We start from the raw sequence: 23,512 nt of genomic DNA, 5'->3' as shown, positions 1-23,512 counted from the left end.
TATTTTGTTTTTACGCTTGACGCTTCTGCATTAGCGGTGAATAATGCGCGCCACTTGGCTACATAGCTCAGTTGGTTAGAGCATAGCATTCATAATGCTGGGGTCCGGGGTTCAAGTCCCTGTGTAGCCACCAAGTACTAAAAACGGCTTACCGCAAGGTAGGCCGTTTTTTTATGCCTGAAGAAAATGCCTGCAGGTTTGCGTCACTTACCGTCCGCCGATAAAGTCCACTGACCTTTCCCACGGACGGAGTGCCCTCGCGTGATCTCAGCCCTTGCCCTGAATCGTTTCCGCCTGTCAGCCCTGTCGCTGGTCGTTGTCGCCCTCACCGCATGCCATGCTCCGCCCGCCTCGACGTTGCCCACCGCGCCGGAGGCCGCGTCGGGCTTTCGTACCGACCTGCAAACGCGCCACGCCTCCCGGCACATGGCTGCCGCCGCAAACCCGCTCGCAGCCGAAGCAGGGCGCGCGATGCTGCGCCAGGGTGGCTCGGCGATTGATGCGGCCATTGCCATGCAGGCGGTGCTGACACTGGTTGAACCGCAGTCATCGGGCATCGGTGGCGGCGCCTTCATCGTGTTCTGGGATGGCAAACAGGTGCGCACGTTCGACGGTCGCGAAACCGCGCCGGCCGGCGCCACCGAGAAGCTGTTCCTGCAAGCCGATGGGCAACCGATGGGGTTCACCCAGGCACAGATTGGCGGTCGTTCCGTGGGCACGCCAGGTGTGCTGCGGGCGCTGGAGATGGCTCATCGACAATACGGGCGCCTGCCGTGGACGCAACTGTTCGAGCCTGCGATCAAGCTTGCCGACCACGGCTTCCCCATCTCGCCACGCCTGCATCAGTTGATCGCGGCCGACTCGTCGATGGCGCGCTCGCCCGAGATGATGGCGTACTTTCGCAACACCGACGGTAGCCCGAAAGCGATCGGCACACTGTTGAAAAACCCGGCGCTCGCCGCAGTATTCAAGCGCATCGCCAAAGAAGGCGCCGACGCGCTCTACACCGGCGCCATCGCCGAGGAAATCGTTGCCAAGGTGCAGGGCCACGCTAATCCAGGCAGTCTGTCGCTGAGCGATCTCACAGGTTATTCCGCCAAGGAACGCGCGCCGCTGTGCACCGATTACAAACGCTGGCAGGTCTGCGGCATGGTGCCACCGTCGTCGGGCGGTATCGCCGTGGCGCAGACACTCGGCACCCTGCAAGCGCTGGAAGCCCGTGACTCGCGCTACGCCCTGGCGCCACTGAAACCGATAAAGAGTGTACAACCCGCCCGCCTTGAACCCACTCCGCAAGCCGTGCACCTTATTGCCGAAGCCGAACGCCTGGCCTACGCCGACCGTGCGCAGTATGTCGCCGACAGTGATTTCGTACCGGTCCCGGTCAAAGGCCTGGTCGACCCCGCCTATCTGGCCAGCCGCGCCGCCCTGATCGGCGAACGCAGCATGGGGACCGCCAAACCCGGCAACCCGCCCGGCACTCAGGTGGCCTACGCCCCCGACCGGTCTCCCCTGCGCATTTCCACCTCGCAAGTGGTGGCGGTAGATGACCAGGGCGGTGCGGTGTCGATGACCACCACGGTAGAGTCCGCATTCGGCTCTCACTTGATGGTCCAGGGCTTCATGCTCAACAACCAGATGACTGACTTCTCGTTCATCCCCGAAGAAAACGGGAAAAAAGTTGCCAACCGCGTAGAACCCGGCAAGCGTCCCCGCTCCTCCATGGCGCCGACCCTGATCTTCGATCGCCAGAGCGGCGAGTTCCTCGCCACCCTCGGCTCCCCCGGCGGTTCACAAATTATCGAATACGTTGCCAAATCCACCATCGGCCTGCTCGACTGGCAGCTCGACGCACAAACTGCCATCAACCTCCCCAACTTCGGCAGCCGTAACGGCCCGACCGAACTGGAACAGGGGCAGTTCAGCGCTAGCTTGATTCAGGCATTGAAAGACAAGGGCCACAGCGTGACCGAGATCGACATGACCAGCGGCACCCAGGCGATTGTTCGGGTCAGGGATGCACAGGGTAATGCAGCACTGGCTGGTGGCGCGGATCCACGGCGGGAGGGAGAGGCGTTGGGGGATTGAGTTTTACATTCTCAAAAGCCGCAGAGTCGTGTTCAACATCAAGGGAAATGACTTGCGGTTGGTCGTCGCTGTTGCCTATCGCTTCGGGGCCGTTTACATAAAATTTGTCGGCACTCACGAGCAGTACGACGCAATCGAGGCCAACACCGTCGAGATGGACCTCACAAGCCCCCTGCGTTAACCCTCGTAGCTGAAATGGGCGCCGCCACCTAGACGCCCTTCAGCGATTGGCTACCAGATGCGCACCGAAAAGCAGGTAACAACTTCCGGCAAAACGATCCAGCCATTTGCGCGAACGCTCGTAACCCTTCGCCATTCGGCGACTGGAAAACAACAACGCCACGCTGCAATACCAACTGAACGACAAGGTTGCCATCGTCAGAACGGCCAGCGCCAATAATGTCGCAGGCACCGTTGCCGGCATGGCCGTCGCAAAAATGGTCGCGACAAACAGTGCGGCTTTGGGATTGGTCATGTTGCCGAGAAACCCTTGGCCATACACGGATAACAACGTACGGCTTGCACCGTCCCTCAGGCCGGTATCACTGACAGCCATCGGCGGTTTGCGCTTGAACTGTTTCAGCCCGAGGTAGATCAAGTAACAACCACCCGCGATCTTGAAGCTCAGGTACAGCATCGGTGCTGCGCTGAACAGCGACTTGATACCTAAACCACCCGCCAACCCCCACAACACGGTGCCAGTCGCCACGCCGAGCGAGGCTACGACACCGTGGCGCTTGGACTGACTGGCCGCCAGTTGCGCGACGTTGAAAAAGTTGGGCCCCGGCGTCACCACCGCGACGGTCCAGAGCAGCGCCAAAGACAGCAACGGCGCTGCGTAGCTCGAGACTTCCATGCTCCGTCATCCCTTTCGTTGTTCAAGAAGAGGCTCAACACAATGCGCCATCTGCTCTCCATTTTCTACTGAATAAAGCGACTGCCCCACCGGAAGACAATCGACTGATCATTGAGTTAACGTATTACCTGTCTCGTCCAGAAACGGCGTCTTCATGGCCAGCCCTTCCCTTCGCAACGACTGGTTCCACCGCGCCCCCGACGTCGGCGGCATGCAGCGCTTCGAGGCGTTTTTCGCAGGCCATGGTTACGAGATGCATCGCCACGACACCTACGCCATCGGTCATACCCTGTCCGGCGTGCAGCGTTTCCAATACCACGGTGGCTGGCGCCATAGCCTGCCCGGCGGGACGATCGTGTTGCACCCGGATGAAGCCCACGACGGCGAAGCCGGGACCGAGAACGGCTTTCAATACAGGATGATGTACATAGAGCCGGCGTTGATCCAGCAAATGCTCGACGGCAAACCCCTGCCTTTCATCAAGGATGGGATATCGAACGACCCTCGCCTATTTGCCGCCAGCGCCGCATTGCTGCACAGCCTCGATTGCCCAATGGAACCCCTGCAAGCGCAGGACGCGCTGTTTGATCTGGCGCAAGCCTTGAACACTGTCAGCGGCAGCGCTGCCAAACATCACAACTTCGACTACGTGGCGGCAGAGCGTGCCCGGGAATACATGCACAGCGCACTGGATCGCACAGTGACGCTGGAAGAGCTCGCGCACCACAGCGGTCGGGATCGCTGGAGCCTGTCGCGCGATTTTCGCCTGCTGTTCGGCACCAGCCCTTATCGCTACCTGACCATGCGCCGACTGGACCTGGTTCGCTCGCTGCTGATGCAGGGCCAGCCGCTGGTCAATGCGGCGCTGATCGCTGGCTTTACCGACCAGAGCCACATGACCCGTCAGTTCAGCAAAACCTTCGGCATGTCGCCGGCGCGCTGGATAAAGATGCACCGGCGCTGACCCACGCACAATCGTTCAAGAATCAACCCGACGCTCTGACTATCGTGGTTGCACGAATAACCACGAGAGCCGTGTCATGAACGCCTATAAAAGCCTGAACTTCGCTGAAAAAATTTCCCGGATCGGCCCGCACTGGAGCCCGCGGGTCATCGCCGAAATGAACGACTACCAGTTCAAGGTGGTGAAGCTGCTGGGAGACTTCATCTGGCATGACCACCTCGACACCGACGAGACGTTCATTGTCCTGGACGGCCAGTTGCGCATCGACTTTCGCGATGGTCACGTGCTGGTGAATGCCGGTGAAATGTACGTCGTCCCCAAAGGTGTCGAGCACAAACCCTGCGCCGAGCAGGAAGTGAAACTGCTGCTGATCGAACCCCGAGGCGTATTGAATACGGGCAACGAAGGCGGCGAACGGACGGCGCAGAACGACGTCTGGATCTGACGCAAAGGCGTTACGGCGCCAGCGTCTTTCCATCCACCGGATCACCGATGGTCAGGAAGACGCCAGCGTCTTTCCATCCACCGGATCACCGATGGTCAGGAAGTGTCCGCCGGCCACGTGGTGCAAGGTGCGCAACGCATCGTGTCCCTCGAAATGCCAACGGCCGTCGCTGAACACGCGCTCATCCGCATGGGCGGCGATCACTTCAGCCAGGAACAGATCATAGCGTTCATGGTTGCCGGGCTCGGGCAGTAGCCGGCATTCGAGCCAGGCTACACAGCCTTCGAGCAGCGGCGCGTCGATCAACTCGCCGTTGAACGCCTGCAGGTCATAAGCCTGGAACTTGTCTCGGCCTTGGTCTCGGTTCAGCTCCAGGCCCGAGATCGAGCCGACGGTCTGCACGATGTTGGCCTACACAGCGCAAGGCACGTTCAGGGCGAACGCGCCCGACGCTTCCAGCAATTGCCGGGTCCAGGTGGATTTATCGAGTACCACGGCAATTTTGGGGGGCTCGAAATCCAGCGGCATGGCCCAGGCCGCCGCCATGATGTTGCGCTGCCCGCCGTGGGCCGCGCTGACCAGCACGGTCGGCCCGTGGTTGAGCAGGCGGTAGGCCTTGGCCAAGGGAACCGGGCGACGATGGGAAGCGCTCATGGACATCTGCTCCAGGGAAAAGAGCCGATTGTAGCGACTTGCGCCCGGTTCGCAGGGATCAAGTCGACAGTTGATTGGCGAACTGCCCGACGGCATTCACCACTTTCTGCGCACCGTCCTGAATCTCGACAATCACCGTACCGGCCTCTGCCGCGAGTGCCAGGCCCTGCTCCGCCTGGAGTTTGCCGTCGGTCATCAGCGACACGGCGTTACGCGCCATGTCCTGGTTCTGACGAACAACGAGGACAATTTCATCCGTGGCCTGGCTGGTACGCGACGCCAGTTGTCGGACCTCGTCCGCCACCACCGCAAAACCGCGCCCCTGCTCACCGGCCCGTGCCGCTTCGATGGCGGCGTTGAGCGCCAGCAGGTTGGTCTGTTCAGCGATGCCGCTGATGGTCTTGACGATGGTGCCAATCACCAGCGATTGCTCGTTCAGTGCTTCGATGCCGTCGCCGGCGGTTTGCATATGCCTGGCCAGATCGCGCATCACATTGACCGCCTGGGTGACCACGGTGGTACCGCGCTGCGCACTTTGATCGGTCAGTTGCGAAGTACCGTAGGCGATGTTGGCGGCTTCGGCGACAGCCAACTCCTGGTTGACCTGATCGGTAATCACAGTGGCGAATTTCACCACTTTGTAGAGTTTGTTATTGGCATCGATCACCGGGTTGTAGGAGGCTTCCAGCCACACATCACGTCCGTGACTGTCGATACGCTTGAAGCGCCCCGCCACGAACTCGCCGGCGTTCAAGCGACGCCAGAACTCCTGGTATTGGGAGCTGTTGTATTCCTGCGCGTCACAGAACGTGCGGTGATGTTTGCCTTTGATCTGCGCCAGGTTGTAGCCCATGGCGTTCAGAAAGCGGTCATTGGCCGTGAGCACATTGCCCTGCAGGTCGAACTCGATCACGGCGGTCGAACGCACCAGCGCACCGATCAGGTTCTCATGCTCACGGGAGGCTTCGATGGTGCGGGTGAGATCGCTGGAGAAAATCGAAAAACTCCTGATCTTTCCGTCCGAAGAGCGCACAGGCTGCAGGATCGACCGCAACCAGGCTTCCTGTCCGTTACCACGGAGCAGGCGCACTGCACCGGCGAAATGTTCCCCACGGCTTAGCGCTTGCTTGAAACGCTGGTGGAACTCATTGGACTTGACGTGAGCCGGGACAAAGTCGTCGAGTTGATGACCAACAAGGTCACTTTCCTTGTAGAGCATCTCGGTGAGGAAGTTCGGATTGACCGACTGAATCCGTGCATCGGCATCGAGAGTGAAGACAAGCATTTCGCTTTCCAGGCTTTCCTTGACTTGCTTGAGGCAGGAAAGCTCCTCGCGAAGGTCCGACAGTTCTTGCTTCAAGCGTTTGTTGAACATGGGAAAGCACCGATGGCAGGATAAATAGCGGCTTACAGCTTAGCCATCGGCCTACACGGTAGTTTCTGAAGCGTCTTTGAGGATTGTCCTACATAAATATTGTCACAGCGCGCAATCAGATGGCCTCAGCCGCTGGGCACGCTTCGGTTTTCGGTATACGCGTCCCAAAATACATCGCGCTGCTGACCCCCACAGCTCCCATTACGGCGCAGAAAATCACGCAGATCCACGGGCTCCACGGCATCAGTCCGATCAACAATAGCGGTGTGATACTCGCCCAGGCGGCGTAGGCAATGTTGTAGGTGAAGGAAATCCCGGAGACACGAATGCGCGCCGGGAACAGGTTCACCATCACTGACGGCACCGCGCCCACCACGCCGCAGCACAGGCCGGCAATCGCGTACGCCAGACCCAGCCAGCTCCCCCCGGTGATCAGGCAGGTGTAAAGCAGGCCGATACCCAGTGGCAGCAGCAGGCTGTAGAGCAACACCGTGCGCCAGGCACCCATGCGGTCGACGAGCAACCCGGCCAGCACGCAACCCATATTGAGGAAAACGATGCCCAAAGCGCTCAACGCAAAGGTGTGGCCGGCGGTCATGCCGAAGGTTTTCTGCATCATGGTCGGGGTAATGACCACGAACACCACCACCGCCGAGGTCAGCACGCAGGTGAGGATCATGGCGGGCAGGATCGCCAGGCGATGCTCTCGCAATACCGTGCGCAGCGGCAATTCGACCGCGGCCTCGCGCTTGGCCTGCATCGCAATGAATACCGGCGTTTCACTGAGCCAGCGGCGCAACCAGACACCTATTACGCCAAATACGCCGCCCAGCAGGAACGGGTAGCGCCAGGCGTAATCGAGGATTTGCTCCGGGGTGAACGCCTGCGCCAGAAAGGTCGCCGTCAGCGCTCCGATCAAATAACCAAAGGTCAGCCCTGCCTGCAAAAAACCCAAGGCGTAACCACGATGGCCGACTGGCGCGTGCTCGGCCACGAACACCCAGGCGCTTGGCACCTCGCCGCCCACCGCAGCCCCTTGCAGAATCCGCAGGGCCAATAGCAGCAGCGGGGCGAAATAGCCGATCTGGGCGTAAGTCGGCATGATCCCGATCAGCAGGCACGGCAGCGCCATCATCAGGATGCTCAGGCTGAACACCTTCTTGCGCCCCAGACGATCGGCGAAATGCGCCATCAGGATCCCGCCCAGCGGCCTGGCCAGATAGCCGGTGACGAAAATCCCGAAACTTTGCAGCAGCCGCAGCCATTCAGGCATTTCCGGCGGGAAGAACAGCTGGCTGAGGGTCAGGGCGAAAAACACGAATATAATGAAATCGTAGATTTCCAGCGCACCGCCCAGAGCCGCAAGGCCAAGGGTCTTGTAGTCCGAGCGGCTGAAGGGGGCCGGGCGCGATTCGTTAGGGGCAGTCATCAAAAAAAACTCTGGCGTAGGCAAAAACCAAGGCGCACATGGTCTACGCAAATGCGCCAGCGAACAACCCGTTAGACCATAGTCCTGAAAGGCAGAAACGTTGTCACAAAACGTGACCGATTGTTTTACTGTGGGCATCTGTCCAGACGGGCCTTTGCAGCCCCGAAGACCATAACAAACATAAAATAGAGGTACTCCTGTGGCCGCTGATATCGAAGATACCCGCTCCGCCCGCTTTGCCCTGCGCTGTTCAAACTTTGCCGAACGCTGGTTTCCCGACTCCTGGGTGTTCGCCGCCCTGGCGGTGATCATCGTCGCCGTGGCGACCTTGTTCATGGGGGCCAAGCCCACCGACGCCGCCATGGCCTTCGGTGACGGATTCTGGAGCCTGATCCCATTCACCATGCAGATGGCGTTCGTGGTGATTGGAGGTTATGTGGTGGCCAGTTCGCCACCCGCCGTGAAACTGATCGACCGCCTCGCACGCATCCCAGGCAACGGCCGTTCCGCCGTTGCCTGGGTTGCCCTGATTTCCATGGTCGCATCCCTGTTGAACTGGGGTCTGTCGCTGGTGTTCGGCGGCTTGCTGGTACGCGCACTCGCCCGCCGTACCGACCTGAAAATGGATTATCGCGCAGCCGGCGCGGCCGCCTATCTGGGGCTTGGCGCTGTGTGGGCCCTGGGCCTGTCGTCGTCTGCCGCGCAATTACAGGCCAACCCGGCCAGCCTCCCGCCGTCCATTCTGTCGATCACCGGGGTGATTCCTTTCACCGAGACGATCTTTCTCTGGCAGTCCGGCGTGATGCTGCTGGCGCTGATCGTGATCTCGCTGATCATTGCCTACGCCACCGCGCCGGGTCCCAAGTCGGCCCGTGATGCCCAGGCCTGCGGCGTCGACCCGAGCTTCAACCTGCCACCGCTGCAACCGCGCACCCGTCCGGGCGAATGGCTGGAGCACAGCCCACTGCTGACGATCGTGCTGGTGCTGCTGGCCGCCGGTTGGCTGTTCCACGAATTCTCGACCAAACCTGCAATTACGGCGATTTCGGGGCTGAACACTTACAACTTCCTGTTCATCATGGTGGGCGCACTGCTGCACTGGCGTCCGCGCAGCTTCCTTGATGCGGTGGCGCGCGCGGTGCCGACCACCACCGGTGTGCTGATCCAGTTTCCGTTGTATGGCTCGATCGCCGCATTGATGACCACTGTCAAGGGCACCGATGCGCAGACCCTGGCCCACCATATCTCGACCTTTTTCGTACAGATCGCCTCGCACGATACTTACGCGCTGTTGATGGGTGTGTACTCGGCGATCCTCGGTTTCTTCATTCCGTCCGGCGGCGGCAAATGGATCATCGAAGCGCCGTATGTCATGCAGGTGGCGACCGACCTCAACTATCACCTGGGTTGGGCCGTGCAGATCTATAACGCGGCCGAGGCGCTGCCGAACCTGATCAACCCGTTCTATATGCTGCCGTTGCTCGGCGTGTTGGGCTTGAAGGCGCGGGACCTGATCGGTTTCTCCTTCGTGCAACTGCTGGTGCACACACCACTCGTGCTGTTTTTGCTGTGGGCATTGGGGACGACGCTGGCGTACACGCCTCCAGTCATGCCATAAAGAAACAGGGCCGATCGTGCTATCGGCCCTGTTTTTCGCGGGTCTGTTTCTGTTCGCCTCTCTATCGGGACCACACGCTGACAAGGATCTGAGCATGTTAAAACTCGCTGGACTCACCCTCGCCGCCCTCACCCTCAGCACCGCTGCCCATGCGGATGTCGGCCTGAAGCTGGGCAGTACCGAGCGCGTCACCCGCCTGTTCGCCTACCCCAACAACTGCAACGTGATCTGCTTTCGCAACTGGACGCTGGAGCAGACCGTGGAACACTACCTGACACAAAGCGTGCAGCGCGATGGCTACAGCGATGCGAAGGTGCAGGTCAAAAACGATAACGGCCAGCTACACGCCGAAATCCTCGGCGTGCCGCCCCGTTATGAAAAGCCGCTGACCGCGCTGCTCGATGCGGGCGATCTGGCCTACACCGGCGCCAGCAAGCTCAATGCCGACGGCAAGTGGGCGTACAACTGGTACTTGTTCCTGCCGCTGGGCATGGCCCTGGAAAACCGCAGAAGCGTCGAACTGCTGCACTTCCCGCCGGATTACTCGCTGACCCAGGCGCAGGATTATCTGAAATCGGCCACAACCGACCGCTGGGCCTCGCTGTTGACGATCAACGGCGTCGCCGCCGAGCAGACACCGGCTTACCAGACCATCATCGACATTGCTCCAATTGCCGCGCCCTCCAACGCCGGCAAGGACCTGGAAGGGGTTTATGACTACTTCAAGGACTACCAGACCACCATGGTCAAGCAACTGAGCCAGACCTCCAGCGGCACGGCATTGCCAATGGTGGCCTTTGGCTCGCCCGTACGGACCTGGATCAAGCAGCAATACGGGCCCACCGTGAATGTACTGGGCCTGGTCAGCATCAACCCGACCGGCACGCTGAAAGTGCCGGTACTGGGTGCCAACCACCCCAGTTATATCTGGTATGCGGCGGACCCGGACAGCTACACCGGCAAGGATGCACAGGCACAGGCCGATGCGGCGGGCCTCAAAGTCATGGGCCAGGATCTGGCCGCGTCGTGCTGGCAAGCCACCATGGGCCGCGAACCCGACAGCAATCCGGACATCGAGCTACGAACCTGCACCCAGACCTGGCAAGTCGCTCAGGCAGAGAAGACCTGTCAACTGTTCTACACCTCGATTCGCGACTTGACGCCTGCGCAGGCCGCTGCCAAATGCACATCAGCACCGATCAAGGCGCAACTCAAGCAACTCAAGGTTCCGACACCCGCGACCGCGGCACCGGATGCCGCTCACCTGTAAAAAACGCGCATTCGCATGTAAGCCCAGGCGGACATGCAAATGCGCGCTTTTCTCCTGTCAGATGTGACAGTAGACCAACCCGCCTATTTGCGAGAGGCTTGCGCCACACCCATGTGCCGCAGAGTTGACAGGATGTCAGCTGCCGGAGGTCGCAGCACCCAGACAACAGGGACCGTTATGACTGCCCAGACAAAACAGCCGGTTACCCAATCATCAACCGACGGCGGCATCTACGCGTCCAGCAGGTTGCCGGTCCACCGTGGTTTCCCCTCCCGTCACGATTTTGAAATCGTCACCAACGCCAAGGGTGTTGCAGTGGCGGTCACGGCCTTGCGTGATTTCCTGCGACTTGGCCGGGTTTGCCGGGTATCCGGCCAACTCTTGCCTTATCGCAGCCTGCACACCCGCCAGCTCGCGCCGGGGATCCACGTCTTCGACCCCCTCTTCTGCAGCCTGCTCAACCACAGCTGTGACCCCAACGTGTTTCTCGATATGAGTGAGTTGTGGTTATGGGCGTTGAAGGACATCAAAAAGGGAGATCGCTTGACGATGGACCTCGCCATGACCGAAGACAAACTGCAGCGGCAGTTTGCCTGCCGCTGTGGTTCACCGGGATGCCGGGGCTGGATTACCGGCTACGACGAAATGCCGAATGCCAATGGCCAGCTGTTCTTTCGCAAACGGCGCAGCCCCGGTCCGGGTTGACGGTTGTTACGGGGCGTCGATCGGGCGCAGTCGGTATTGCGGCGGCAACTGCTCGAAACCACTGATGGTGGCATTGAGGCTTTTCCAGCGACCGTCCTTGATGCCGTAGATGCAACCGTGAATCGACAGTTTCTGTCCGCGATGCCAGGCATTTTGCACAATGCTGGTGTGGCCGACGTTGGCCACCTGCTGGATCACATTGAGTTCGCACAAGCGGTCGACCCGCTCTTCCTCGGTGGCGAAAGTGGCCAGTTCTTCACGCTTTTCGTAGTACAAATCACGAATTGAGCGCAGCCAACCGTCGATCAGGCCAAACTGACGGTCCTGCATCGAGGCCCGCACACCACCACAGCCATAGTGGCCGGTGACGAGGATGTGTTTGACCTTGAGCACGTCAACGGCGTACTGGATCACCGACAGGCAATTGAGGTCGGTGTGCAGCACCACGTTGGCGACGTTACGGTGGACGAACAGGTCGCCAGGCAGCATGCCAACAATCTCGTTCGCCGGCACACGAGCGTCGGAGCAGCCGATCCACAGGTATTCCGGGGTTTGCTGACGGGCCAGTTTGGCGAAGAAATCAGGATCTTCCTGTTTGATCGCGTCAGCCCAACGCGCGTTGTTATCAATCAGATCTTGTAATTCGTTCATGCATGAAGCCTCGATAATGATGCGCTGGTTTGACAGACAACCGTCCGTCGAGGTCACGCATCAGATGCAGATTGCCGTAGATGCATATTACCGGTGTTCCATGCCGGCGGAATTCTGGGCAGCCCAGTGGGTCCACCCAAGTAAGGACCACAGTATGAGGAATTGCCATGACTGATTCACGACGTCCATTTGACGCAGCGCAACCAGAGCCCATTGATGACAACGAAGATCGCATGGGATCGATGCATGAGCTGGATTTCGACGAGCAAGAGCCCAGCGCGAAAATCGGCGATGAACTGCCGGAAAAGGAGCGCAAGCAGCTGATGCCTGAGGAGCGCGTACGAGAAGCCGGAATGACCGGCGCATCGACCGCTGACCACGAAGCCACCGACGATGACCTGAGCCCCGAGACTCTCATCCGCGAGGACGGTGCTCGGGATGCCCGTGAGGCAGGGGGTGACGGTCAAGCCGATTGGGATTTGAGCGTGGTCGACGAGAATGAAATCGGCGGCGGTGACGGGCTGGATGAGGCTGAACTGGCGCGGCGCAGGCCTTTGGATGGCAAGCCCTGACAGGATCGTTATCGTCGGAACGCCCCCCGGAGCGAGCTTTCTCGGGGCGGGGTTCCGACGATGCTTTCAGGCGTTCACTCCACCAAGGTGCAGGCCATCACCACCGCATCCTCACGCCCACCCACCGCCGGGTAGTAATCCCGACGTCGGCCAATCTCGTTGAACCCATACCGCTCATAAAGCCTGAACGCCGAAGTATTACTGTCGCGAACCTCGAGGAAACACTCCCGGGCCTCGGCCTTATAGGCAATCGACATCAAATGCTCCAGTAGCGTCAACCCGAGGCCGCGGCCCTGGTTTTCCGGTTTAACCGTGATGTTCAGCAGGTGCGCTTCATCGAGGATGATTTGCACCACCCCGTGGCCCACCTGTTGCGAACCTTCGAACATCAGCCATATCTGGTATTTGCCCAGCCCGTCGAGAAAAATCCCGCGTGTCCATGGGTGGCTATACGCTGCGTATTCAATCTTCAGCACAGCCTCTAGGTCCGCCTCGGTCATCGGGCGGAACGATACAGCGTCAGTCATTCGATTCTTTCCAGCGCGCCATCAGCCGACGCATGGCTTGCCAGACATCAGCCTTACGCTGTGGCTCTTCCATTAACAATTCCAGGCCCGGCAGGGCCCAAACCGAACCCAGGCCGTCGACCTGGAGTTCTCGGTTGAATGATTCAGCGTTGCTCTCACCGGCAAAACGCACCGCTGGCAGGCCGATCAGCCACACGCAAACGCACGGCGCGTCCTCCAGCCGGGCCGAGAGAAAACCCTGCACGAAGTCGCGGGCTGCTTCCGGGCCCTGATCCATGGTGCCCCGGGCCAGCAGCGGCCAGCGCACCGGGTCGCCGACAATCTGCGGGCTGTCCGGCAGACCGGCGGCGCGCAGCATGTCCTTGAGCAACAAATACGCCGGATCGCGGCTCTGGAAGCGCTCGCCTGTGGGTAACTCCACCAGCAGCAGGCAACGGCCAGCACGCAGCAATTGCAGCGCGAACCGCGGCGGCGGCACGGGCGTCGGCTTGACGACCGCTGGAGCCTCCTCCTCCACCGGGGGTGTGGCGACGCGTGTGCTCGGCGAGGACGGCCTCGGCACTTCGATCTTCACTCGCTCGACAGGCCTGGCCACCGGTTGGGCAGGCGCATCCGCCACGACCACGGGCGCCAAGGGGGCCTCGACCAGCGGCGAAGGCATCTCCAGCAACTCGGGCCGCGAGGGGGCGGCGAAGGGCAATTCGGTACGCGGCAGCCAGTTGACCACCTGCATGGCGGTCAAATAAGCGCGGCGACGGGACTCGATAAGCAAAGGTCGGCCACTTGTGGATAACTAAAGTGCGCTGATTCTACCGCCGTTCGCTCAAGATCGCCCGCGCTGATGATCGATAGACCTCACCGCCAGCCTTTGCACCAGGGAAAAATGGCGACAGCCCGTCCCCAGAGTGAATCGACAGGGCTGCGATGCAGTACAATCGCGGCTTTTAATTGCCAACCAGCCGGCCATTCCGATGATCGAACCCAAGCGCGTCTTGCGCGCCCTCGCTGAACACTGGGCACTTCTGGAGCCACTGTGCGAGCACTTCGACCAAGGCACACTGAGCCTCAACGAACTGCGCACGCAGCTGGCGACCCAGCAACTGGACAGTACGCCGCAGGACATCACCAACCTGCTGGACGTGTGGATCCGCCTCGACATCCTGGTGCCCGTGGCCAAAAGCCCGAACCGTTTCGAGCTCAATGCGCAGATCCATGACTTCCTGGCGTATCTACGTCGTGAGCACCGCCTGGGCCTGTGCCTGGAAATCGAAGCTTACCTGCGCCACCTCGAGCGTCTGGCCGGTTACATCCAGGACGCCTTCGACGTGCGCGACGGCCACGACCTGGCGCGCCAGTTGCGCCTGCTCGACATGCGCGTACGCGATGTATTGAAAAAACTCGCCAACGACGAACAAGCCCTGGTGGCCGTGGCCGAACGGGCCAAGACCAGCGACCGCCAGATTCCGCTACGCCAGCGTTACGCCGAAGTGCTGGCGACCTGGGACGAATACGTCGAGCCGATGATCCAACTGGTGAACGCCGACGGTGCCTTCGAACAAGGCGTACGCAAGGTCGAAACCGTGTTGTTGAAAATGCTCACCGAGCAGCAACGACTTGGGCACCTGGTCGACGACGACATGCTGCTGCGCACCCACGCGCGCATCCTCGAAATGCAGACGAGCGCCCAATTGACGCTGCGTCATGCCCGCGAGCTGCTGTTGCCGCTGCGTGAAGAGGCTCGACGCCACAATGCCGTGACCCGTGGCGCGGCCCTGGCCCTGGCGGCCATCCGGCGAAAGGGCATCGACGCGGTGCCGCAAGCGGCGATGCCAATGTTCACCCGGCCGCAGAGCACGTTCCTCGGCAGTGCCAGCCAGGTTGAAGCCTATGTTTACGCCCTGGCCCGTTTCGAGCCAAAACCGGCGCGTTTCCCCAAGGCCCACAAAACCCACAGCGGCGTGGGTGCCCCGCGCGCGCCGCGCACCGTTCGGGAGATGCTCGATCGCTGCGAAGACGCCCTGCCCATGCCGGACTTGATGACCTGGCTGCTGGAGCAGGAGCCGGACGGCGCCACCGACGAATTGCTCTACTGGTTCTCGCGCCTCTCGCGGGAGAAACGCTTCAAGCGCGAGCGTCTGGAACGTCGCGACTACTTCACACATGAGCACCAGGTCAGCCTGCGCTCCTTCGCCCTGCTCTCGGCCGCCGCCGATGCCACCGAGAATTCTGCGAGCAAACCACATGCATCTTGATCTATCCGAACTGTCCCAACTGGCACCGATCTTTCGCGAGCTGTTCAAGGGCTATCACGTCAGCCGCCGCGATCCGGAGCTGTACGCGCAATTGTCCAACTTCCAGGACCAGTACCGCACGCTGTTCAAGGCCCTGGGCTTTGAACTGGTGTGCGACACCCGGGGCTTCTACTACTTCGTGCCGGACCTCGCTGCGGCAGCGGTCAACAAGACCGCGCAACGCCTGGCGCTGTTCACCTTCATCCTGGTCGAGCACCTGGCTGACCAGGGCCGTGACCCGATCGCCGTGCTGGACGGCGGCAGCCTTGGTCGCGACGAACTGCCGTCGCTGCTGGAAAAGTACCGCGATCTGTTCATCCAGGCCGAAGTACAGACCCAGGAGGAGCTTGAAGAAAAAATCATGCGCCGCATGACCCAGCTCGGTTTCGCCAGCGAAGACAACGGCGTTTACCGCTTCCTGCCGCCGATGCACCGCTTCCTCGACGTCTGCCTGTCGGTCCAGCAAGACCGCGACCTGGCCGCCAGCCTGCACAGTGTGCTGCCGTTGCCGGCACCGGTGCTGATCGACGAAGACAGCGACGAAAAACTGCTGCAAACCGATGATCCGCTGGATTTGAGCGAATTTGAAGGAGAGGGTGTCGAGGAAAGCGAAGAAGACGCCCTCGCCCGCGCCATTGCCGAAGAACAGGAGACCGACGCATGAGCAAGGAACGCTACGGCATCCGCCGCTTCGCCCTTTTGAACACCGCCGGCTACAGCCTTGGTTTGTTCCCGCTGGAAGAGCCGCTGTCGGTCTACGGCGCGAACAACCTCGGCAAGTCCGCGTCGATCAACGCCCTCCAGTTTCCCATCCTGGCGCGCATGTCGGACATGAGTTTCGGCAAATACAGCCTGGAACAATCCCGTCGTTTCTACTTCGCCTCGGACACCAGCTACATCCTGGTAGAAGTGGCACTGCCTCACGGCCCGCACGTGATTGGCGTGGTCGGCCGCGGTCCTGGCGGTGGTTTCGGTCACCAGTTCTTCGCCTACGCCGGCAAGCTCGATCTGGCGCACTACCAGAAGAACGACACCTGCCTGCGCCAGAAAGAGCTGTTCACCAACCTGGAGCGCGAAGGCCTCAAAGCCTACGAGCTGAAGCCTGACGAACTGCGGCGCCTGCTGGTAGGCGGTCACACCTCGATTCCGCTGGACCTGACGCTGATCCCGCTGCGCTCCACCAGTGAACAGAGCCTGAAAACCTTCCGGGCCTTGTTCATCAACCTGCTGCACATGCGCGAAATTACCGCCGCCAAGCTCAAGCAGCTGTTCCTCGATGCGTTCGAGCACAGTCTGCGTTCCGGTAGCGTCGATTACATCGCCGCGTGCGAAGAAGCCTTCCGCGACGTACGTCGCATGGAGCAGGACTACAACTCCCTGGTCACCGCCGGCCCGTTGGTCGAAGCCCTGTCCGCAGGCGTCACCCAGCGCAACATCCTGCGCGGCAAGCTGCACCGCATTTCGCCTGTGCTCGACTCGTTGCTCGGTACCTGGTCGGATTACGCCAGTGCGCGCAAGGAAGAGCTGACCATCCAGGCCGAGCACTATCGCAACGAGCAGGACGCCCTGCAAAACGATCAGCGTAGCGGCACCCAGGAGCTGATGCGCCTGGAACGGGAAATCACCGGCATCCAGCGCTGGCTCGGCGAACTCTCGGCACTGAAGAACCGCTTCGCGCTGGTCGACGACGTCAAAGTGTTGGAGCAACAACTGCTCGCCGCCAAGGATGCCCACGATGAACTGGCCGGTGCATTGGCGCAGTCGCGGCAGTTCTCCGCCGAGGATCTGGATGAACGTCTGCGCGACCTGGAAAAACGCCTGAAGTCGGTCAAGCAGCAACTCGATCACGCCGACAACAACAGCTATGCACGCCTGCGCGAAGAGTTTTCGCAACAGGACGTCGAGCGCCTGATGCGTCTGTTCAACAGCGCGCTGTTCAGCCTGCCGCTGGGCGAACACGGGATTGCACTGGACGAGGACGGCCAGTGGGTCAAATCCATGGAGCTGATCCTCGATGGCTTCAAGGGCGAGCGCTTTGAGGTGCCAGGCCTGAGCATCGACCTCTCGCACATCGAGCCTCCGGCGCTACAAGCCCTGGCAGACCGAGCGGCGTTGCGCGATCAGAAAGAGCGCCTGGAAAAAGAACTCAAGCAGCTGAAAACACAGCAAGCCGTGGCGGCCGACCGCGCGGCGAGCAAGACCCAGACCGAAGCGCTGTACCAGCAAGTGCTGGATGCACAGAAAGCCCTGGAGGACTTCCGCCGCGCGCAAACCCTGAGCGCCGAAGAAGGTGACAAGCTCGAACAATTGGCGCAGATGGAAGCCGCACAGGACGAGTTGAAGCGCTCCAGCGACGCGTTCACCGAACGCGTCCAGCAACTATCGGCCAAGCTGCAATTGGTCGGCCGGCAGATCGGCGACATGGAAGCCAAGCAGCGCACCCTCGACGACGCCCTGCGTCGCCGTCAATTGCTGCCGGCAGACTTGCCATTCGGCACGCCGTTCATGGACCCGATCGACGACTCCATGGACAACCTGCTGCCGCTGCTCAATGACTACCAGGACAGTTGGCAAGGCCTGCAACGCAGCGACGGTCAGATCGAGGCGCTGTACGCCCAGGTGCGTCTCAAGGGCGTGGCCAAGTTCGACAGCGAAGACGATATGGAACGTCGCCTGCAACTGTTGATCAACGCTTATGCGCACCGCACCGACGAAGCCCTCACCCTGGGCAAGGCTCGTCGCGCCGCCGTGACCGACATCGCCCGGACCCTGCGCAATATCCGCAGCGACTACGACAGCCTCGAACATCAACTGGCGTTGTTCAACCGCGAGATCAACAAGCGGCAGGTGTCCAACCTGCAAAGCTTCCGCATCGTGCTCGCACCGAACAAGGAAGCGCTCAAGCACATCGATCAGATCATCCACAGCGCCGGCCAATACGAGGAAGGCGAAACCCTCTCCGTATTCGACTTGAGTCAAAGCGCCGAGCAGGACAACAAGAACGAGGAAGCCAAGGAATACCTGGCGCGCCTGGTGGCGGCGAACCACAACCAGCTCGGGCTCAAGGACCTGTTCGAGTTGGCGTTCGAAATCACCAAGGTCAACGGCCAGCCGGTGATCCACACCGACATCGATGGCGCCGCGTCCAATGGCACCACAATGACCATCAAGGCGCTGACCAACATGTACCTGTTGCTGCATTTGATGGACCGCGACCAGGCCGGCCGCGTGCGTTTGCCGTACTACCTCGACGAGGCAGCGGACATCGACGAACGCAACCAGGCGGCATTGCTGGAAACCAGCCTGCAATTGGGCTTCGTGCCGATCCTGGCCAGTGTGAAACCGCAGGTCTGCGCCAGTGTGGCAATCGACCTGGAAGGTGGCAGTGGGCCAAACGGCATCTACATCGACGAGGCGGACTGGAAGTACATCCGTCGTCACGATCAGGTGAAGGCCGTGGTCAATGTCGAGTCGGATGAGCCGGAGCTGGATGCGGTCTGATCCTGCGCAATAAATGAAAAGGGCCGCGATCCATTGGATGGCGGCCCTTTTTTTGTCTGGGGGTTTTGGGTTGCCTGTGCCGGCCCCTTCGCGAGCAAGCCCGCTCCCACAGTGATTTTGGGTGTGGCTCGCGATAGGGCCTTACTTGCCGAGCGAGATCTTCGGCGCCCAGGTCAACCACTCATCCTCGAACTTGTCGAACAACGGGAACGTCTGCTCCGGTCGCGCCGGCGCGCCCATGCGATCACCTTCCGGTGTTGCGAAGGCGATACCGCCCTGCAGCAGCGTCTCCAGCGATTCGGTCCGGACCGTCGCACCCTTGAACAATCCGTAATCGAAACCAAAACCGCTGGTGTTCCAGAAGCGCGTACCACTGCGTACCAACGGCGCATATTTCGGTTCGATCAGGATGTGCACCAATACGCGATCCGCCGTCTGGCCCAACTCATACCCCGTCACCTTGCCCACCGTCACTTCGCGATAGGTGACCGGCACGCCGATTTTCAGCGATCCACGGCGAGCGGCGCTCAGTACGAGGCTAAGACCGTCTTCCGATTTGACAATTTCCGGAGGTGTGGTCAACGCAACGAAATTCTTCTGCGGCGCCGCGCTCTTCGCCGCTGGCTGCACTTCGATGTACTGACCGGTCACCAGGGTTTCCAGGTTCTGCGTCTTGATCAGGCCCAGCTCAGGCTTGACCACCCAGAATCGACTGCCGGCACGGGCGATGCGCTCCGGTACTTCGGTAATCCGCGCGGTAAGCAGCACCGACTGCAGGTCATCGCTCAAGTCGACATCTTCGACCTTGCCCACATCCAGGCCTTTGAAACGTATCGGCGTGCCGCTGCGCAGACCGTCGGCGCGATCCACTTTGATGGTGATGACTTCACCTTTCTGATTGGCTTCGTCGTGGCTGGCAAACAGGCGGAAGCGCGGGATGCGCTTCTGCAGGGGCGCTTTCGCCAGTGGCGTTTCGAAAGCGATACCGCCAGCCATCAGGCTTTGCAGCGACTCACTCTTGACCTGAATGCCGCCGGTCAATCCGCCGGTGAGGGTAACGCCGCTGGCGTTCCAGAAACGGGTGGAGGCGTTCACCAATCCTTCGTATTCCTTCTCGATGTGCACGCCGATCACCAGTTGCTTCTTGGTGCGCGAGAACTGATAGCTCTGAACCGAACCGACCTTGACCTGTTTGTAAAGAATCGGGCTGCCCACCTCCAGCGATCCCAGATTGTCGGTGAATAACACCAAGTGCAGGCCGGGTGAGCGCAAGTCCAACGGCGGCGCCTTGGCCCGAGCGATAAATTCACGCTGTGGAGTAGCGCCCTTGTCACCAGGACGCACTGCGATGTAATTGCCTTTGACCAGCGCTTCGAGGCCGGTGATACCTGCCAGGGAGATCGATGGTTTGACCACCCAGAACTGCGTGCCTTCGACCAGGTAATCTTCGGCCAGCGGGTCCAGGGTCAACTCGGCGGAAGCACCGGACAGGTCCGGATCGATTTTCAGCGTTTTCAAGTTACCGACTTGAATGCCCTTGTACATGACTGGCGTCCGTCCGGCCTGAAGGCCTTCAAAATCGCTGAGTTTGACCTTGACCTTGATCCCGGCGGCAGCGGCATCATAATCCTCGTACAGGCGAAACGGCAGGCTCGGATCGGTGGGAGGGCTGTCCTTGCGGTTTTCCGGGGTGGCGAACGCGATACCGCCGGCGACGATGCTGGCCAAGGATTCGCTGCGCACCTTCACGCCGGACAGGTTGGCATCGATACTGATGCCGCTGGCATTCCAGAAACGCGTGTGTTTACGCACGAGCTTGGCGTAGGTTGGTTCGATGAACACCTTGAGCTCGACCGTACTTTGATCTTCTGACAGCACGTAGCTTTTGATCTGACCGACCCGGATTTGTTTGTAGAACACCGGGCTTCCCCGGTTCAGCGAGCCGAGGCGGTCAGCCTTTATGGTCAAGTGCAGGCCCGGTTGTGCATCTGACAGCGGCGGCTCTTCGGCCAACGCCTTGAACTTGCGCGCGGGCTCACCCTCCCCCGGACTGATGGCGACATAGTTGCCGGAGACCAATGTCTCCAAACCAGAAATACCGGCCAGGGTTACGCTCGGCTTGACCAGCCAGAAGCGTGTGCTGGTACGCAGGTATTGCTCGACGTCCTTGTTCATCTCGACCGTGGCAATCACCGCTTTGGAGGCGCCTTCGTCATCGAGCTTGAGGGTTTTCACCTTGCCGACCGGCATGCCTTTGTAGACCACTTCGGTCTTGTTGGCCTGAATGCCTTCACCACTCTCGAAACGCACCTGAATCTCGATGCCTGTTTCGTTGTAGGCGCGCCAACCGAGCCAACCACCAATGATCAGGGCGATCAGGGGCAACACCCAGATGGCGGACCAGTTGGAGGCCGGTCGGGTTTTCGCTGTAGGCAAATCAGTCATGGTCGTCGTCCGACTCCGTGTTATCCCAAATCAGTCGGGGATCAAATGTTACTGCGGCAAGCATTGTCAGAATCACCACACTGGCGAAAGCGATCGCGCCAAGATTGGCTTCGACACTGGCAAGCCGTCCGAAATTCACCACCGCAACAAGGATGGCAATCACAAATATGTCGAGCATCGACCAACGACCAATGAACTCGATGAAACGGTACATCCAGATGCGCTGGCGAGCCGACAGCGGCTGGTGGCGCTGAACTGAAAACAACAGCAACGCGATACCAACCAGCTTGAAGGTCGGCACTAGAATACTGGCGATGAACACCACGGCAGCGATGGGAATCATGCCGTGCTGAACCAACTGGATGACGCCGGACATGATGGTACTGGGGTCGCCCTGGCCAAGTGAGCGGACCGTCATGATCGGCAGGACGTTGGCCGGTATGTAGAGAATGGCAGCGGTGATCAGCAACGCCCAGGTACGGACGATGCTGTTCGGGCGCCGCGAGTGGACCAGCGCCCCACAACGGGTACAGGCCTGCTCATCAGTGCCGGCTTCCTGCCGGTTCAACTCGTGGCATTCAGCACAAATCAGAATGCCTGCATCAATCGCCCGCATGGGCATCCTCTCCTGATAGTGCCTGCCAGACCTGATGAGGCGACATCACCACCTCCAACCAGACCTGGACCAACAACAAACCGATAAAGCATGCCAGACCAAGGCCGACAGTGAGCGCTGCCATATCTGCCAGCTTTACGATCGCCACCAGCACGCCCATGAGGTAGACCTCGAGCATCCCCCAATCGCGCAAGTGGTGATAAATCCGGTAGAGCAGCAGCCCGTAACTACGGCCGACATCAAATCGAATGCTCAACAATACGGCCAATTGGCACAGCAGCTTGAGTAACGGGATGGCCATGCTGCATAGGAAGACGATCACCGAAACACCTTGCATTCCGGTGTCGAACAAGCCGACAACGCCTGTCCAGACAGTGTCTTGCGACTCCTGCCCGAGTAGATTGAGCTGCATGATGGGTAAAAAGTTCGCCGGGATGTACAACAACAGCGCGGCGATCACCAGGGCGAGGCTGCGCTGCACCACATTGTGTCGATGGGCGTAGAGTTCGTAACCACAGCGAGGGCACAAGGCTTTCTCGCCATGGGCAAGTGTGGGCTTGCGCATCAGCAAGTCGCACTCATGGCACCCCACCAGGTCGTCCAGCGGTAATTCTGACAGCCCTGAGGTGTCAACCGGATCTGGCATAAAGGCTCTGACTCCGAAAATGATCGACCTATTCTAGTGCCGCGAGTTGAAAATAACTGTGCAAATTTGTGAGGGTGTGCAGCGCTGTTTTGTTCCGCGCAAAAACAAAACCCCAACTGCTTTCGCAATTGGGGTTTCGGAATTTAATCTTGACGATGACCTACTCTCACATGGGGAAACCCCACACTACCATCGGCGATGCATCGTTTCACTGCTGAGTTCGGGATGGGATCAGGTGGTTCCAATGCTCTATGGTCGTCAAGAAATTCTTGAGCTGACGTGTCTTTCGACATTCCAGCGAATCGGGTATGTGATGTCTTTCGGCTTTGTGAGTCGCAAACTTTCGGTTCGTTTCGTCTTCACAACACCGCAATCTGGCCTTTCGACTCAAATTGCTTGGGTGTTATATGGTCAAGCCTCACGGGCAATTAGTATTGGTTAGCTCAACGCCTCACAGCGCTTACACACCCAACCTATCAACGTCGTAGTCTTCGACGGCCCTTCAGGGAACTCAAGGTTCCAGTGAGATCTCATCTTGAGGCAAGTTTCCCGCTTAGATGCTTTCAGCGGTTATCTTTCCCGAACATAGCTACCCGGCAATGCCACTGGCGTGACAACCGGAACACCAGAGGTTCGTCCACTCCGGTCCTCTCGTACTAGGAGCAGCCCCTCTCAAATCTCAAACGTCCACGGCAGATAGGGACCGAACTGTCTCACGACGTTCTAAACCCAGCTCGCGTACCACTTTAAATGGCGAACAGCCATACCCTTGGGACCGGCTTCAGCCCCAGGATGTGATGAGCCGACATCGAGGTGCCAAACACCGCCGTCGATATGAACTCTTGGGCGGTATCAGCCT

The 23,512-nt window shown here is 60.1% G+C and carries 18 protein-coding genes, 1 tRNA gene, 2 rRNA genes and 4 pseudogenes (1 of these 25 running past the window's edge); 12 read left to right on the top strand and 13 right to left on the bottom strand.

The window, feature by feature from the left end; all coding sequences use genetic code 11:
* Positions 1-56 precede the first annotated feature (56 nt).
* The 3 genes and pseudogenes from AB4N64_RS00145 to AB4N64_RS00135 form a co-directional block, all read left to right on the top strand.
* Positions 57-133 (top strand) — tRNA-Met (locus AB4N64_RS00145).
* Between the two features lie 128 nt (positions 134-261).
* On the top strand, positions 262-2,088 hold the full coding sequence (gene ggt, locus AB4N64_RS00140) for a gamma-glutamyltransferase (protein ID WP_460120892.1): 1,827 nt from the start codon (positions 262-264) through the stop codon (positions 2,086-2,088).
* Positions 2,089-2,095: 7 nt separating this feature from the next.
* Positions 2,096-2,269 (top strand): annotated as a pseudogene (locus AB4N64_RS00135) (type II toxin-antitoxin system HigB family toxin); the annotation flags it as partial.
* Between the two features lie 39 nt (positions 2,270-2,308).
* On the opposite strand, the gene AB4N64_RS00130 reads toward AB4N64_RS00135, so the two are convergent.
* Complete coding sequence (locus AB4N64_RS00130; protein WP_460120890.1) at positions 2,309-2,944, bottom strand: LysE family translocator; 636 nt, start codon at positions 2,942-2,944, stop codon at positions 2,309-2,311.
* Between the two features lie 154 nt (positions 2,945-3,098).
* Here AB4N64_RS00130 and AB4N64_RS00125 point away from each other — a divergent pair, with 154 nt between their 5' ends.
* Positions 3,099-3,908, top strand: coding sequence for an AraC family transcriptional regulator (locus AB4N64_RS00125; protein ID WP_460120889.1), 810 nt, complete (start codon positions 3,099-3,101; stop codon positions 3,906-3,908).
* A gap of 76 nt (positions 3,909-3,984) precedes the next feature.
* Positions 3,985-4,353 carry a cupin domain-containing protein gene (locus AB4N64_RS00120; protein ID WP_460120888.1) on the top strand — a complete coding sequence of 123 codons (369 nt, stop codon included), beginning with the start codon at positions 3,985-3,987 and terminating at the stop codon, positions 4,351-4,353.
* A 51-nt stretch (positions 4,354-4,404) separates the two neighbouring features.
* Here AB4N64_RS00120 and AB4N64_RS00115 read toward each other — a convergent pair.
* The 4 genes and pseudogenes from AB4N64_RS00115 to AB4N64_RS00100 form a co-directional block, all read right to left on the bottom strand.
* Positions 4,405-5,007, bottom strand: a pseudogene (locus tag AB4N64_RS00115) (flavin reductase family protein).
* Between the two features lie 58 nt (positions 5,008-5,065).
* Positions 5,066-5,500 (bottom strand): annotated as a pseudogene (locus AB4N64_RS00110) (methyl-accepting chemotaxis protein); the annotation flags it as partial.
* 111 nt (positions 5,501-5,611) lie between these two features.
* A pseudogene (locus AB4N64_RS00105) lies at positions 5,612-6,292 on the bottom strand (PAS domain-containing protein); the annotation flags it as partial.
* A 205-nt stretch (positions 6,293-6,497) separates the two neighbouring features.
* Positions 6,498-7,811, bottom strand: a complete 1,314-nt coding sequence (locus AB4N64_RS00100) for an MFS transporter (protein WP_460120886.1) — start codon at positions 7,809-7,811, stop codon at positions 6,498-6,500.
* Positions 7,812-8,010: 199 nt separating this feature from the next.
* On the opposite strand from AB4N64_RS00100, the gene AB4N64_RS00095 reads away from it, so the two are divergent.
* The 3 genes from AB4N64_RS00095 to AB4N64_RS00085 all read left to right on the top strand — a co-directional run bounded on the left by AB4N64_RS00095 (position 8,011) and on the right by AB4N64_RS00085 (position 11,404).
* Complete coding sequence (locus AB4N64_RS00095; protein ID WP_460120884.1) at positions 8,011-9,429, top strand: short-chain fatty acid transporter; 1,419 nt, start codon at positions 8,011-8,013, stop codon at positions 9,427-9,429.
* 94 nt (positions 9,430-9,523) lie between these two features.
* A complete protein-coding gene (locus AB4N64_RS00090; protein ID WP_460120882.1) occupies positions 9,524-10,699 on the top strand; it encodes a hypothetical protein in 1,176 nt (391 codons plus the stop codon).
* Positions 10,700-10,876: 177 nt separating this feature from the next.
* Positions 10,877-11,404: an SET domain-containing protein-lysine N-methyltransferase gene (locus tag AB4N64_RS00085; protein ID WP_460120880.1), complete on the top strand. Its 528-nt coding sequence runs from the start codon at positions 10,877-10,879 to the stop codon at positions 11,402-11,404.
* A 6-nt stretch (positions 11,405-11,410) separates the two neighbouring features.
* Here AB4N64_RS00085 and can read toward each other — a convergent pair whose 3' ends face one another.
* The gene (can, locus tag AB4N64_RS00080) at positions 11,411-12,055 is read right to left on the bottom strand and encodes a carbonate dehydratase (protein WP_460120879.1); all 645 of its coding nucleotides are present in this window, start codon (positions 12,053-12,055) and stop codon (positions 11,411-11,413) included.
* Between the two features lie 167 nt (positions 12,056-12,222).
* Between can and AB4N64_RS00075 the strand changes: the two genes are divergently transcribed.
* A complete protein-coding gene (locus AB4N64_RS00075) occupies positions 12,223-12,627 on the top strand; it encodes a serine kinase/phosphatase (protein ID WP_460120877.1) in 405 nt (134 codons plus the stop codon).
* Positions 12,628-12,701: 74 nt separating this feature from the next.
* On the opposite strand, the gene rimI is transcribed toward AB4N64_RS00075, so the two are convergent.
* On the bottom strand, positions 12,702-13,154 hold the full coding sequence (rimI, locus tag AB4N64_RS00070; protein ID WP_460120875.1) for a ribosomal protein S18-alanine N-acetyltransferase: 453 nt from the start codon (positions 13,152-13,154) through the stop codon (positions 12,702-12,704).
* On the bottom strand, positions 13,147-13,887 hold the full coding sequence (locus AB4N64_RS00065) for an energy transducer TonB (protein WP_460126547.1): 741 nt from the start codon (positions 13,885-13,887) through the stop codon (positions 13,147-13,149). The genes rimI and AB4N64_RS00065 overlap by 8 nt, the downstream gene beginning before the upstream one ends.
* A 238-nt stretch (positions 13,888-14,125) precedes the next feature.
* On the opposite strand from AB4N64_RS00065, the gene mksB reads away from it, so the two are divergent.
* The 3 genes from mksB to mksF are packed head-to-tail and all read left to right on the top strand — an operon-like array spanning position 14,126 to position 18,946.
* Positions 14,126-15,406: an Mks condensin complex protein MksB gene (gene mksB, locus AB4N64_RS00060; protein WP_460120873.1), complete on the top strand. Its 1,281-nt coding sequence runs from the start codon at positions 14,126-14,128 to the stop codon at positions 15,404-15,406.
* Positions 15,396-16,109, top strand: coding sequence for an Mks condensin complex protein MksE (gene mksE, locus AB4N64_RS00055; RefSeq protein WP_460120871.1), 714 nt, complete (start codon positions 15,396-15,398; stop codon positions 16,107-16,109). Before mksB ends, mksE begins: the two co-directional genes overlap by 11 nt.
* Positions 16,106-18,946, top strand: coding sequence for an Mks condensin complex protein MksF (mksF, locus tag AB4N64_RS00050; RefSeq protein ID WP_460120869.1), 2,841 nt, complete (start codon positions 16,106-16,108; stop codon positions 18,944-18,946). The genes mksE and mksF overlap by 4 nt, the downstream gene beginning before the upstream one ends.
* A gap of 141 nt (positions 18,947-19,087) precedes the next feature.
* Here mksF and AB4N64_RS00045 read toward each other — a convergent pair whose 3' ends face one another.
* The 5 genes from AB4N64_RS00045 to AB4N64_RS00025 all read right to left on the bottom strand — a co-directional run.
* Complete coding sequence (locus tag AB4N64_RS00045) at positions 19,088-21,391, bottom strand: PqiB family protein (protein ID WP_460120867.1); 2,304 nt, start codon at positions 21,389-21,391, stop codon at positions 19,088-19,090.
* Positions 21,384-22,007, bottom strand: a complete 624-nt coding sequence (locus tag AB4N64_RS00040; protein WP_460120865.1) for a paraquat-inducible protein A — start codon at positions 22,005-22,007, stop codon at positions 21,384-21,386. Before AB4N64_RS00040 ends, AB4N64_RS00045 begins: the two co-directional genes overlap by 8 nt.
* Entirely contained in the window at positions 21,994-22,653 is a 660-nt protein-coding gene (locus AB4N64_RS00035) for a paraquat-inducible protein A (protein WP_460120864.1), read from the bottom strand. The genes AB4N64_RS00040 and AB4N64_RS00035 overlap by 14 nt, the downstream gene beginning before the upstream one ends.
* A 147-nt stretch (positions 22,654-22,800) precedes the next feature.
* Positions 22,801-22,916 (bottom strand): 5S ribosomal RNA (gene rrf / locus AB4N64_RS00030).
* A 144-nt stretch (positions 22,917-23,060) separates the two neighbouring features.
* Positions 23,061-23,512 (bottom strand): 23S ribosomal RNA (locus AB4N64_RS00025); it runs 2,442 nt beyond the window's last position.

Source organism: Pseudomonas sp. S2_C03 (genome assembly GCF_054668405.1).
Note: the sequence above shows the minus strand (reverse complement) of the source record. Positions and strands in the feature narration are given on the sequence as shown.

Coding starts and splice junctions, on each gene's coding strand:
- rimI (WP_460120875.1), bottom strand. CDS start 13,154: ATGACTGACGCTGTATCGTTCCGCCCGATGACCGAGGCGGACCTAGAG.
- mksB (WP_460120873.1), top strand. CDS start 14,126: ATGATCGAACCCAAGCGCGTCTTGCGCGCCCTCGCTGAACACTGGGCA.
- AB4N64_RS00090 (WP_460120882.1), top strand. CDS start 9,524: ATGTTAAAACTCGCTGGACTCACCCTCGCCGCCCTCACCCTCAGCACC.
- AB4N64_RS00075 (WP_460120877.1), top strand. CDS start 12,223: ATGACTGATTCACGACGTCCATTTGACGCAGCGCAACCAGAGCCCATT.
- AB4N64_RS00100 (WP_460120886.1), bottom strand. CDS start 7,811: ATGACTGCCCCTAACGAATCGCGCCCGGCCCCCTTCAGCCGCTCGGAC.
- mksE (WP_460120871.1), top strand. CDS start 15,396: ATGCATCTTGATCTATCCGAACTGTCCCAACTGGCACCGATCTTTCGC.
- AB4N64_RS00035 (WP_460120864.1), bottom strand. CDS start 22,653: ATGCCAGATCCGGTTGACACCTCAGGGCTGTCAGAATTACCGCTGGAC.
- AB4N64_RS00065 (WP_460126547.1), bottom strand. CDS start 13,887: ATGCAGGTGGTCAACTGGCTGCCGCGTACCGAATTGCCCTTCGCCGCC.
- AB4N64_RS00045 (WP_460120867.1), bottom strand. CDS start 21,391: ATGACTGATTTGCCTACAGCGAAAACCCGACCGGCCTCCAACTGGTCC.
- AB4N64_RS00130 (WP_460120890.1), bottom strand. CDS start 2,944: ATGGAAGTCTCGAGCTACGCAGCGCCGTTGCTGTCTTTGGCGCTGCTC.
- AB4N64_RS00125 (WP_460120889.1), top strand. CDS start 3,099: ATGGCCAGCCCTTCCCTTCGCAACGACTGGTTCCACCGCGCCCCCGAC.
- can (WP_460120879.1), bottom strand. CDS start 12,055: ATGAACGAATTACAAGATCTGATTGATAACAACGCGCGTTGGGCTGAC.
- AB4N64_RS00085 (WP_460120880.1), top strand. CDS start 10,877: ATGACTGCCCAGACAAAACAGCCGGTTACCCAATCATCAACCGACGGC.
- AB4N64_RS00040 (WP_460120865.1), bottom strand. CDS start 22,007: ATGCGGGCGATTGATGCAGGCATTCTGATTTGTGCTGAATGCCACGAG.
- mksF (WP_460120869.1), top strand. CDS start 16,106: ATGAGCAAGGAACGCTACGGCATCCGCCGCTTCGCCCTTTTGAACACC.
- AB4N64_RS00120 (WP_460120888.1), top strand. CDS start 3,985: ATGAACGCCTATAAAAGCCTGAACTTCGCTGAAAAAATTTCCCGGATC.